At 67.6% G+C, this 2043-nt stretch carries 3 protein-coding genes; all 3 read left to right on the top strand.

From position 1 onward, the window contains the following. The coding region (locus ACRDUX_RS39760) for an SDR family oxidoreductase (RefSeq protein ID WP_526422877.1) at positions 1–446 on the top strand (446 nt) is incomplete at its 5' end. A 36-nt stretch (positions 447–482) separates the two neighbouring features. Further along, entirely contained in the window at positions 483–1502 is a 1020-nt protein-coding gene (locus tag ACRDUX_RS39755) for a zinc-dependent alcohol dehydrogenase family protein (RefSeq protein WP_526422875.1), read from the top strand. Further along, on the top strand, positions 1499–2043 hold a 545-nt coding region (locus ACRDUX_RS39750; protein ID WP_526422873.1), incomplete at its 3' end, for an ATP-binding cassette domain-containing protein. The genes ACRDUX_RS39755 and ACRDUX_RS39750, both read left to right, overlap by 4 nt.

Below are 2043 nucleotides of genomic sequence, written 5' to 3'. Positions count from 1 at the left end.
TCCTCGACTACGGCGAAGACCAGATCCGCACGATGGTGTCGACCAACTTCCTCGGCACCGTATGGGTGGCGCGCGAAGCGGTGCGCCACTTCCGTGGGAACGGCGGTGGCGGAGACATCGTCATCGTCGGATCGGTGGCAGGCCTGGGACCGGGCGGCGGCAACGAGGCGCTGTACGCCGCCACCAAGGCCGCGCAGATCCAGTTTGGTACCTCGCTGGATCGCGAGGTCCGCAACGAGGGCATCCGCGTCGCGGTCATCGCCCCGGCGGCCGTGAACACCCATTTCGCGGCGGCGACAGGGAGATTCGGCGACCGAGCTCCCGAAGAGGGCGAGTTCATGACGCCCGACGACATTGGCTATGCCATTCTCACCACGCTGCGCCAACCACGGCGCATGCGTACCTCGCTTTGGACCATGTGGAGCATGGCCGAGGCCAACGGCTGACCCGGCCCCGAAAATGACTACCCGAGAGGAGCTCACGTGCGCGCCGTGATCTATGACCGACCGACGAGCCACCAGCTGCACGACATACCCGATCCCGCGCCGCAGGCGGGCGAGGTCGTCGTCCGCGTGACGATGGCCGGGATCTGCGGCACTGACGTGCACATCCATCACGGCAACTTCGGACCCCGCTACCCGCTGGTCGCGGGCCACGAGATCCTTGGCGTGGTCGAGGAAGTCGGGCCCGGCGTGACGAATCTCGTCGTCGGAGACCGGGTCGTCTACGACACGATGGTCGCCTGCGGGGTGTGCGCGAACTGCCAACGGCAGCTTCCCAACTACTGCGCCGACATCCGCGCGGTCGGCGTCACCGAGGCCGGCGGATTCGCGGAGCGGGTGCTGGCCGTGGCGGCGCGTTGTCACGGCGTGGACGGGATCCCCGACGAGGTGGCCGTCTTCGCCGAACCGCTGGCGTGCTCGATGCACGCCATGGACACCCTGGCCCTCCGACCCGGCTCAGACGTCCTGCTGTTCGGCGCAGGACCTTCTGGTCTGCTGCTGGCTCAGCTCCTTCGGCACGGTGGCGCCGGACGACTGGTGGTGGCGGCGCCGACGGCCAGCAAGTTGGCTCTCGCACGCAGTCTGGCAGCCGACGAGACCGTTCTCGTCGACCGCTCTGACACCGCGGCGTCGATCGAAGAGTTGAAGCATTTGGCCCCAGCAGGATTCGATGTCGTGGTCGACGCGTCCGGCGCCACAACCGTGCTGCAGAACGCGATGTCGCTGACCCGTGACGGCGGCACCATCCTGGTGTACGGGATGGCCGCCGAGGGTGCCACCATCACCGTCGAACCGTTCGAGATCTTCCGCCGTCAGATCGCGATCAAGGGCACGTTCTCCCAGGCGTATACGTTCGAGCGCGCGTTGCGAATGATGCGTAGCGGCCGGATCCGCACCGACGGGCTCATCACCCACCGGTTCGGTCTCGACGACTACGCGCTGGCTCTCGACGCGGTCGCGCACAATCGCGAAGCGGTGAAGACGGTGCTGGTGCCATGACGGTCACCGCACCGACCGCCGGCAACGTCGCCGTCACTGCCGTGGTCGCCGAACTGCGCAACGTCGAGAAGTCCTTCGACCTGACGCGAGCGGTGCGTGACGTCACCGTCGAGTTGCGGGCCGGCGAAGTGCTGGCACTGCTCGGCGAGAACGGGGCGGGCAAGAGCACCTGCGTGAAGATGCTTGCCGGGGTGTATCCCCCCGATGCCGGAGCCATCCTGATCGACGGCCAGGAGGTCCAGTTCAGCTCACCGCTCGACGCTCACCGCGCGGGCATCTCCGTGGTACATCAGTACCCCACCATCTTCGGCGACCTGTCCGTCGCGGAGAACATCTTTGCGGGGCAGATGCGCCAGGGCCGTGGCGGCCTGCTGGATCTGGCAGGCATGCGCCGCGAAGCGCGACGGCTGCTGGAGACGCTCGGGGTCAGCATCGACCCCGACGGTAGGGCCGGCCAATTGCGCACGGGCGAGCAACAACTCGTCGAGGTCGCCCGAGCACTGGCCTCCGATGCGCGCGTGCTGATCATGGACGAGCCGAC

The organism is Mycobacterium sp., assembly GCF_050701675.1.
Classification (GTDB): domain Bacteria; phylum Actinomycetota; class Actinomycetes; order Mycobacteriales; family Mycobacteriaceae; genus Mycobacterium.
This window is presented reverse-complemented; position numbering and strand designations above follow the sequence as displayed.